Source organism: Dinghuibacter sp. (assembly GCF_035492835.1).
GTDB lineage: Bacteria > Bacteroidota > Bacteroidia > Chitinophagales > Chitinophagaceae > Dinghuibacter.
Genome location: NZ_DATJIY010000197.1, coordinates 1 through 8,191, shown reverse-complemented (window position 1 = coordinate 8,191; position 8,191 = coordinate 1). Strand labels below are relative to the sequence as shown.

General features: G+C 58.9%; 11 protein-coding genes. 3 read left to right on the top strand and 8 right to left on the bottom strand.

Annotation, left to right across the window (positions count from 1 at the left end):
- The 7 genes from VL547_RS18755 to pdhA all read right to left on the bottom strand — a co-directional run.
- The coding region (locus tag VL547_RS18755; RefSeq protein ID WP_414648351.1) for a GH39 family glycosyl hydrolase at nt 1-1,097 on the bottom strand (1,097 nt) is incomplete at its 3' end.
- 4 nt (nt 1,098-1,101) lie between these two features.
- The gene (locus VL547_RS18750) at nt 1,102-1,473 is read right to left on the bottom strand and encodes a VOC family protein (protein ID WP_325580763.1); all 372 of its coding nucleotides are present in this window, start codon (nt 1,471-1,473) and stop codon (nt 1,102-1,104) included.
- The gene (locus tag VL547_RS18745; RefSeq protein ID WP_325580761.1) at nt 1,470-1,880 is read right to left on the bottom strand and encodes an EVE domain-containing protein; all 411 of its coding nucleotides are present in this window, start codon (nt 1,878-1,880) and stop codon (nt 1,470-1,472) included. The genes VL547_RS18750 and VL547_RS18745 overlap by 4 nt, the downstream gene beginning before the upstream one ends.
- A gap of 46 nt (nt 1,881-1,926) precedes the next feature.
- Nucleotides 1,927-2,655 (bottom strand): (Fe-S)-binding protein, encoded by a 729-nt coding sequence (locus VL547_RS18740; protein WP_325580759.1) that lies wholly within the window; start codon nt 2,653-2,655, stop codon nt 1,927-1,929.
- 7 nt (nt 2,656-2,662) lie between these two features.
- A complete protein-coding gene (gene ribH, locus VL547_RS18735; RefSeq protein WP_325580757.1) occupies nt 2,663-3,175 on the bottom strand; it encodes a 6,7-dimethyl-8-ribityllumazine synthase in 513 nt (170 codons plus the stop codon).
- Nucleotides 3,176-3,206: 31 nt separating this feature from the next.
- A complete protein-coding gene (locus tag VL547_RS18730) occupies nt 3,207-3,890 on the bottom strand; it encodes a tetratricopeptide repeat protein (protein ID WP_325580755.1) in 684 nt (227 codons plus the stop codon).
- Between the two features lie 56 nt (nt 3,891-3,946).
- Nucleotides 3,947-4,939, bottom strand: coding sequence for a pyruvate dehydrogenase (acetyl-transferring) E1 component subunit alpha (gene pdhA, locus VL547_RS18725; RefSeq protein ID WP_325580753.1), 993 nt, complete (start codon nt 4,937-4,939; stop codon nt 3,947-3,949).
- 32 nt (nt 4,940-4,971) lie between these two features.
- Here pdhA and recF point away from each other — a divergent pair, with 32 nt between their 5' ends.
- From recF to VL547_RS18710, 3 genes are read left to right on the top strand one after another with little or no spacing between them, the layout of a single operon-like run.
- Complete coding sequence (gene recF / locus VL547_RS18720; protein ID WP_325580751.1) at nt 4,972-6,117, top strand: DNA replication/repair protein RecF; 1,146 nt, start codon at nt 4,972-4,974, stop codon at nt 6,115-6,117.
- 38 nt (nt 6,118-6,155) lie between these two features.
- Nucleotides 6,156-6,437: a DUF721 domain-containing protein gene (locus tag VL547_RS18715; protein ID WP_325580749.1), complete on the top strand. Its 282-nt coding sequence runs from the start codon at nt 6,156-6,158 to the stop codon at nt 6,435-6,437.
- 9 nt (nt 6,438-6,446) lie between these two features.
- Nucleotides 6,447-7,562, top strand: coding sequence for a GNAT family N-acetyltransferase (locus VL547_RS18710; protein ID WP_325580747.1), 1,116 nt, complete (start codon nt 6,447-6,449; stop codon nt 7,560-7,562).
- Between the two features lie 97 nt (nt 7,563-7,659).
- On the opposite strand, the gene VL547_RS18705 is transcribed toward VL547_RS18710, so the two are convergent.
- Nucleotides 7,660-8,091 (bottom strand): CBS domain-containing protein, encoded by a 432-nt coding sequence (locus tag VL547_RS18705; protein ID WP_325580745.1) that lies wholly within the window; start codon nt 8,089-8,091, stop codon nt 7,660-7,662.
- Nucleotides 8,092-8,191: the final 100 nt, after the last annotated feature.

The following is an 8,191-nucleotide window of genomic DNA, read 5'->3' as shown; positions in this document are numbered from 1 at the left end:
TAGGCGAGGTTGACGTGGTATTGGCCGGCGAGGTCGTAGAGGCGGGCGAAGGCTTCGGCGGTATACGACGAGTACATCGTGCCGTTGCGGTAGGCGTTTTCGGGGTTGGTGGCGACGGAGCAGGCGGCGCAGCCTTCGGGGTCGAATTCGGTGATGAGGATCGGGAGGTTTTTGTACGACGACGCGGATACGATCTGGAAACCGGTCTCGACGTCGCGCAATTCAGGGGTCATGTTCATGACGACGTGGCCGGCGGCGAGGCGCGGGCTGCCCTTGGCGTGGAAGCTGATGAAGTCGAGGGGGGCGCCGGTCGTCCGACAGTGCTCCAGGAAGGCGCGGAGGTAGTCCGCGGCTTTGTCCCAGCCGGGGCCGGTGCTGGCGGGGCCGCCGACGAGGGCGCCGGGGCAGGCGCGGCGGACGGCGGCGGCGGTGTAGTCGTAGAGGCTGTCGTAGGCGGCGGGGGTGCCTTTCCAGTAGCCGATGTTGGGCTCGTTCCAGACTTCCCAGTACCAGGTGCGCACGGCGGGGGCGCCATAGCGGGTCACGCAGTGGCGGACCCAGGCTTCGACGAGGGCGGCCCAGCGGGCGTAGTCGTTGGGGGGATAGGCCCAGCCGGTGAAGATGTCGTTGTAGTTATTCCCCGGGGCCCAGTGGTGGCGATAGGGTTCGGGGTGTGATGAGAGCGCTTCAGGCATAAAGCCGATTTCCGCCAGGGGGCGGAGACCGCGGTGCACGAGCGCGTCGAAGATCGAGTCCAGGATCGTCCAGTCGTAGACGGGGTTGCCGGCGGCGTCGGTGGTATAGGCGTTGGTGGAGCCCCATTTGAGGGCGGGGCGGCCGTCGCCGGTGGTGAGGAGGTTGTGCAGACGGACATATACGGGCTTGCCCATCGAGGCAAAGGCGTCAAGCAGGTGCAATCCGTCCGCGGTGGTGGCGTAGTTGGGTTCGTCCGCGCCGAAGGACGCCCAAACGGGAGGAAGGCTGTCGGTGGCTTTGGCGGCGTCGACTATCCAGTTAGGGCCTTGGGCCAGCGCGGGAACGGCGGCACACAAGAGGCCGGCAACGGACAAAAGACAGGCAACGATAAGGAGGCGCATGGGATTATTCGGTTTCCTGCCCGAATTGCAACAAATATCCGTTATTATCGTATATGGCGAACTCGCGCATGCCGTAGTCGAAGGTCTCGATGGGATAGCAAACGGTGACGCGGTCGCGGAGAGAAACCCAAAGGTTATCGACGTCGGAGGTCCGGAAGTACAACGATCCGGAGAAAACGGGTGCCGTGAAGCCGCGGTGCTCATTTAAACCGGAGAACATCAATTCCGCGGGCCCCAGGGTCAGACAAAGCCATTCGGGGGTGTCGGCGGTGCAGGTGAACCCGAGCACGCCGGTATAGAAGTCCCTCGTCCCCGGCAGATCCGGGGTCTCGAGCATCGGGGTCAGGGCGGTGAGCAAAGGGCTGGTGACGCTCATTTTTCACCGGCTAATTCCATGATGACCTTGTACTCGTCATCCTTGACGGCGCCGACGGACAGGCGACCCAGACGGACGAGGTCGAGGTCGGCGAGGCGTTTGTCGGATTTCAGGACCGTCAAAGGGACAGGCTTTTTGAGCGTATGGACGGGTTTCAGATCGACCACGACCCAGTTGGCGTCGTCCGTGGTGGGGTCCTGGTAGGCGGTCTTGACGACCTCGGCGATGCCGACGATCTCGAGGCCTTCGTTGCTGTGGTAATAGAACACCTTGTCGCCTTTTTTCATGGCGCGGAGGTTGTTGCGGGCGGCGTAGTTGCGGACGCCTTCCCACATGGTTTTGCCATCTTTCCGGAATTGTTCCCAGCTATACACCGAAGGTTCAGATTTGACGAGCCAATAGGACATAAAAAAAGTTTACATGTTGAGAACTCCCGGGTGGCGGCGCGGCGCGCTAGTCCCACTCCCACCCGCTGGCCAGCACGTCCGCGATATGCATTGTCTTCAGGGCTATGCCCTTGTTGCGGATGCAACCGTCGAGGTGCATGAGACAGCTGAGGTCGGTGGATATGATGTATTGGGCGCCGGTGTCGAGGGCGTGTTCGATCTTTTGTTCGGCCATGGCCACGGAGATCGGTTCGAACTTGACGGCGAAGGTGCCGCCGAAGCCGCAGCAGGTTTCGACGTCGGTCATCTCGACGAGCTCGAGGCCCTTAACGCCGGCCAGGAGGCGGCGGGGGCCTTCCTTAATGTGGCACTCGCGGAGGGCCGCGCAGGAGTCGTGGTAGGTCGCCTTGCCTTCGAGGACGGCGCCGACCTTGTCGACGTGCATGACGTCGGTGAGGAACTCGGTGAACTCCAGGGAACGGGCGGCGAGGTCCTTGACGGCGTTGTGCCGGGAGGAGTTGTCGAAGAGCTTGTGGTAATAATTCCGGACAAAACCGGTGCAGCTGGCGCTGGGGGCCACGACATAGTCGGCGCCCTTGGTGTCGTTCAGGAACTTGGCCGCGACGTCCCTCGCTTCGTTCCAGTAACCGGCGTTAAAGGCGGGTTGCCCGCAACAGGTCTGGGCGGTGTTGTAGTGAACGGTGCAGCCGACGCGCTCGAGTACCTTGACCATGTTGAAGGCGGTCTGGGGATACAGCTGGTCGACAAAGCAAGGAATGAAAAGCTCTACGTTCATTAGGTGTTTATGGGTGATTGGTCCGCATCTGTCTTTGCAGGGCCACCATCTTGAGGGCGGTGATGGCCGCCTCCTCTCCTTTGTGGCCGTGGGGTCCGCCCAGGCGTTCCCAGGCTTGTTGCTCATTGTGCAGGGTGAGCACCCCGAAGATAACGGGCACGGGCAGGGTCAGGTTGAGCTGGGTCACGCCGTCGGTGACCGACTGGCAGACGTATTCGAAGTGCGGGGTCCCGCCCTGGATGACGCAGCCGAGCGCGATGAAGACGCAGGGGCGGTGGTTCCAGTATTTCGCGGACTCCCAATAGGCTTTTATGGCGAACGGGATCTCGACCGCGCCGGGGACGGTCACGGTGGTGATGGAGGACACCTTCCGGTCGGTGAGCGTCTTGCGGCAGCCGGATTCCAGGGCGTCCACGATGGCCGCGTTCCATTCGGTGCGGACAATAACAACACAGGCATCCTGAGCGTCCAGGATGCCTGCATCGTCAACGTATAGGTTGCTGTTGCTGACTTGAGCCATAGTTGTGTAAGTGCGCCCCGGGGGCAGGCGGTTATTGCGTGTACCCCAGCCGGGCGAGGTACTTGTCTACGATCATCCCTTTCTCCGTCTTGGGATATTTCTCCTTAATATCCTTGTAGAGCTCGATGGCCTGCTCGTTCTTGCCCATGGTTTCGTAGGCCAGGGCGGCGCGGAACAGGTCTTCGCTGGAGGTGAAGGGGTCTTTGTCGTTGAGGGTGCCGGCCTTCTTATAGTAGTCGGCGCCGTCTTCCTTCTTGCCGCTGTCCATGCAGGCGTCGCCGAGCATGCGGTAGGCGCTGGACTGGATCTGGGTGGCGTCGGTCGAGAAGTCCTTCAGCTGCTTGATGGCGTTGGCAAAGTCCTGCTTGCGGAGGTAGATCGCGCCGGCGTAGTAGTGCGACAGGTTGGCGGCGTCGGTGCCGTCGTACTTGGATTCGATCTTCAGGAAGCCCGGGTTGACGCCGTCGCCGTTGAGGGCGCGGTCCAGGGAGTCCATGGCGAAGTATTCCTGCGCGGCGGCGATCACGTCGTCGCCCTTGGCCTTCTTGGGATCGACCACGTAGTTCTTGTAGCCGTAGTAAGCCGCGCAGACCACGATGACCGCGGTGCCGATATACGAAATGGGTTTGGAGTATTTGGTCCAGAAGTTTTTGGCACTATCCAGGAACTCGGAATCAGAGTCAACAGTCTCCACAGTGGGGGTTTTATCCGTCATATAACAAGTTTATTTCATTATGGCCCTTCGGGCCGGGCGCCATCGGCGCACTGGATTTAATCTACAATAAAGGGATAGCCTTCTTCCGCATACACATCCTTGTACATCTCGTCGTCGGCGGGGTACGGGGACTCCTCGGCGAACTTGACGCAGTCTTCCACTTCCTGGTGTACCCGGTCGTCGATCGCCTGGATTTCCTCGTCGGTGGCCCACTTGTTCTTCTTGATGACGCCCAGGACGTAGTCGATGGGGTCCTTTTCCTTGTATTCTTCGACTTCTTCTTTCGTCCGGTATTTGGCGGGGTCGCTCATGGAGTGCCCCTTGTAGCGGTAGGTTTTGATCTCCAGGAGGGTCGGTCCTTCCTGGGCGCGGGCGCGTTTGACGGCGCGGGCGACGGCCTCGTGCACGGCCTCCGGGGACATCCCGTCCACGCTGTCGGCGGGCATGTCATAGGCGTCGGCGAGCTTGTAGATGTCGACGACGTTGGAGGTGCGCTGTACGGAAGTGCCCATCGCGTAGTGGTTGTTCTCGCAGATGAACACGACGGGCAGCTTCCAGGTCATGGCCATATTAAACGTCTCGTGGAGCATCCCCTGGCGGGAGGCCCCGTCCCCGAAAAAGGCCAGGGTGACGTTGTCGGTGTCGTTGTATTTGTCGGCGAAGGCCAGCCCGGCGCCGGTCCCGATCTGGGCCCCGACGATCCCGTGACCGCCATAGAAGTTCACGTCCTTGCCGAAGAAGTGCATGCTCCCGCCCTTGCCCTTGGAGCAACCGGTGGCCTTGGCGTACAATTCCGCCATGCAACTTTTGGCGGAAACACCCTTGGCGATGGCCAGCGCGTGGTCGCGGTAAGCCGTGATCATGTTGTCCTCCGGTTTGGTGGCGGTGATGCAACCGGCGGCAACCGCTTCCTGACCGATGTAAAGGTGGCAGAAACCGCGGATTTTCTGCATCCCGTACATCTGCCCGGCTTTTTCTTCAAAACGCCGCAGGAGCAGCATCAACTCGTACCAGTATAAGTATGTATCCTTCGAAAATTTGGTCGCCACAGCGTGAAAATTTTGCGGGCAAAAATAAGGCTTTGGTCACAATAAACAAAAATCCCCTCGGGACGCTGCCTATTTGGCAGAAAAAGGTATATTGCACGGTGCAGCTGCAGCAGTTGAAATTAACCCAATACAAGAACTATTACATCGACCACTTCACCTTCGAAGAACGGGTAGTAGGCATTTCCGGCCTCAACGGCGTCGGAAAGACCAACCTGCTGGACGCCATTCATTATCTCTGCTTTACGAAGAGCTATTTCACCAACAGCGACAATTCGAACGTACAGACCGGGCAACAGGGGTTCCGCCTGGAAGGCCTTTTCGACAAGGACGGGGAAGCCTTCAAGATCGCCTGTATCTTCCGCGGCCAGAACAAAAAGGAAATCCGCTGTAACGACCTGGAATACGAGAAGTTCTCCCAGCACATCGGGCTGTTCCCCTGTGTCATGATCGCCCCCGACGACGTGGAGCTGATCATCGGTGGCAGCGAATCGCGGCGGCGCTGGCTGGACACGCTGATTTCCCAGCTGGACGCGCACTATCTCCAGCAGCTCATCGTCTATAACAAGATCCTCCAGCAGCGCAACAGCCTGCTCAAGCAGTTCACTGAAACCAGGCGGGTGGACAACTCGCTGCTGGACGTCCTGGACGCCCAGCTGGCCCCGGCCGGCCAGGCGATCTTCGAGGAAAGACGCGTCTTCCTCCAGGCGCTGCTGCCCGTGATCCAGCAGCACTACCTGGACATCTCGGGGACCGAGGAATACCTCCAGCTCCAGTACGACAGCCAGCTCCTGACCCAGCCGTTTGCCGAGGGCCTGCACCAGAGCCGTTCCCGCGACCTGGCTGCCGCCCGGACGAACGTGGGCATCCACAAGGACGATGTCGTTTTCCTCATGCAAAACGAACCCTTCAAACAGTTCGCCTCCCAGGGCCAGCGCAAGAGCCTGCTCTTTGCCCTCAAGCTGGCGGAATTCGACGTGCTCCGCGAGCACAAGGGCTTTTCACCCATCCTCCTGCTGGACGACGTCTTCGAAAAGCTCGACGCCAGCCGCATGGGGCACCTGCTCGAGCAGGTGTGCGCCTATACCGACGCGCAGCTTTTTATCACCGACACCCACAAGGACCGCCTCCAGGAGGCGTTGAACGAGCTGGATGTCATGCACCAGATTATTTCTTTGTAAATACCTCCGGGTTTTCCTGGATGCCGTACCTTAGGGGCATGGGAGAGTACTCCATGCAAAACGCCTTAAAGGCATTCCTGGACAAGAGCCGGCTCAAGTTCGACATACAGGCGCTCCAGATCGAATCGGTCTGGGAAGAGGTGATGGGTAAGACCGTCTCCAGGTATACCGAGCGGCTGGAGCTGGTCAGGGGCACCCTCTTCATCACTACGACAATCGCCCCCCTTAAGCAGGAGTTGTCCTATCAGAAGGACCTTATCGCGGGCCGGGTCAATGAGAAACTGGGCGATTTCGTTGTCCGGGAAGTAGTGATCCGATAAAAATTCCTTATGCACATCGTACCGGTCACTACGCCCAGACTCGCTTCCGAATTTATCCGTTTTCCCCACCAACACTACAGGAACGATCCCCAATGGATCTCGCCCCTGGATGACGATATCAGGGCGGTGTTCGATCCAAAACGCAATAGCTTCTTTTCGCACGGCGTTTGCACGCGGTGGCTGCTCTACGACGGCGAGCGCATCATCGGCCGGATCGCGGCTTTCGTGAATTATGAAAAAGCGAAGGCGACGCACGTGGGCGGCGTGGGTTTTTTTGAATGCATCGACTCGCAAGACGCGGCTTTCCTGCTGTTCGACACCGCGGCCGCCTGGCTGCGCCAGCAGGGTATGACGGCGATGGACGGCCCCATTAACTTTGGCGAAAACGAAAAATACTGGGGTCTGCTGGTGGAAGGTTTCAAACCGCCCAGCCTGGGGATGAACTACAACCCGCCCTACTATGTCCAGCTTTTCGAAAAGTACGGGTTCGTAAAACAATACGACCAGCTCACCAACTTCCTCGACGCGCGGGTGCCGATCTCCGAGCGTTTCACCAAGATTTCCGGATGGGTGATGCGTAAGCCGGGCTACAGCTTCAAACACTTTTCTTATACCGGGCGCGAAAAGTTCTTCCGCGAGTTCCAGGAGATTTACGACGATGCCTGGAGCAACTTCGAGAACTTCACGCCCCTGAGCCTGGACGCCATCCGTGAGTCCTTCCGGCAAATGAAGGCGATAGCGGACGAAAAGATCATTTGGTTTGCTTACCATAAGGACGAGCCGATCGGGTTTGTGCTTTGCCTCCCCGACGCCAACCAGATCTTAAAGCACCTGCACGGCAAGATGAACCTCTGGGCCAAGCTCAAGTTCCTTTACTACCGGAAGACGACCACTATCGACCGGCTGCGCATCATCGTGATGGGGTGCAAGAAAAAATTCCAAAACCACGGCATCGAGTCCGCCCTCATCCGTTGTCTCCAGGACGAGGTGCTCCCCCGCCACACCATCAAGGGCGTGGAGCTTGCCTGGGTCGGAGACTTCAACCAGAAGATGCTGGCGATCCATGAGGCCACGGGGGCGATCACCGATAAGGTGCACCGTACGTACCGCTTTACATTTGCCTAGGGCCCGCTATTTTCCCGGAGCCTGCTACATCACTTCCTCGAAAATATCCTCCTCCACCCCTCGTCCGGGGTCTCTTATTGCGTCCAAGGCGGGTCCGCTACGAGGAGTGGATAAAATTCTGCAGGTGCTCGATCGTCTCCTGTTGGGAAGAGATGGTCTCGCGAACCACGTCGTTGATGGAGATGATGCCGCTGAACCGGCCGTGGTCGAACACGGGGAGGTAGCGGACGTTTTTATTACTCATCAATTCCATGCAATCCTCCAGGGTGTGTTCGGAAGAGACCCGCGGCAGGTCGGTGGTCATGATATCCTTGACCCGGGTGTCGCTGGAGGATTTACCCAGCAGGATCACCTTGCGGGAATAGTCGCGTTCGGTCATGAGCCCCTGGTACTGCTCGTGGTGGAGCACTACGACCGAACCGATGTTGCGGTCGGCCATCAGTTTGAGGGCGTCGAGGACGGTGGCATCGGGATGAATGCTGATGGTGTTGCGTCCTTTGCGGGCGAAAATGTCGAGAACCTTTTTCATAGCTTGTCGTTTTTTTGGTTAGCCATCGTGTGGGTTATAATATACAAATCGTATCTCAAATTTACAAGTGCGGCCTTAGTTCAGACATACCCATGACATG

Bases quoted from the DNA above. Each gene is read 5' to 3' on its own strand.
- VL547_RS18750 (WP_325580763.1), bottom strand. From the start codon at position 1,473: ATGAGCGTCACCAGCCCTTTGCTCACCGCCCTGACCCCGATGCTCGAG.
- VL547_RS18745 (WP_325580761.1), bottom strand. From the start codon at position 1,880: ATGTCCTATTGGCTCGTCAAATCTGAACCTTCGGTGTATAGCTGGGAA.
- VL547_RS18740 (WP_325580759.1), bottom strand. From the start codon at position 2,655: ATGAACGTAGAGCTTTTCATTCCTTGCTTTGTCGACCAGCTGTATCCC.
- ribH (WP_325580757.1), bottom strand. From the start codon at position 3,175: ATGGCTCAAGTCAGCAACAGCAACCTATACGTTGACGATGCAGGCATC.
- VL547_RS18730 (WP_325580755.1), bottom strand. From the start codon at position 3,890: ATGACGGATAAAACCCCCACTGTGGAGACTGTTGACTCTGATTCCGAG.
- VL547_RS18715 (WP_325580749.1), top strand. From the start codon at position 6,156: ATGGGAGAGTACTCCATGCAAAACGCCTTAAAGGCATTCCTGGACAAG.
- VL547_RS18710 (WP_325580747.1), top strand. From the start codon at position 6,447: ATGCACATCGTACCGGTCACTACGCCCAGACTCGCTTCCGAATTTATC.
- VL547_RS18705 (WP_325580745.1), bottom strand. From the start codon at position 8,091: ATGAAAAAGGTTCTCGACATTTTCGCCCGCAAAGGACGCAACACCATC.